Below are 327 nucleotides of genomic sequence, written 5' to 3' on the forward strand. Positions count from 1 at the left end.
TAAATCAAAATTTGATCACTTACTAATTAAGGTTTAAAACCTAAAATGGCGATACTCGGTAATTTCTTGACTATCAATTTATCTTTATCTAGTTTTCAAAGAACAATCATTTGTCTCAAAAGAGACAGTATGGGTGGATATTTTGCTTGCGCAAAAATCCCTGATGGATGGTTATTTTGCTCTCGCAAAAAACCTTGTTGAACCATCAAAACTGAACAAAACTTCGACTGTCAAACGTTTTAGTAAATCTTCCTTAGAAAGGAGGTGATCCAGCCGCACCTTCCGATACGGCTACCTTGTTACGACTTCACCCCAATCATCTGTCCC

The 327-nt window shown here is 37.0% G+C and carries 1 rRNA gene; it reads right to left on the reverse strand.

The window, feature by feature from the left end:
• Nucleotides 1–257: 257 nt before the first annotated feature.
• Nucleotides 258–327 (reverse strand): 16S ribosomal RNA (locus BAA9072_RS23995); the annotation flags it as partial.

Source organism: Rossellomorea arthrocnemi (assembly GCF_904424705.1).
Classification (GTDB): domain Bacteria; phylum Bacillota; class Bacilli; order Bacillales; family Bacillaceae_B; genus Rossellomorea; species Rossellomorea arthrocnemi.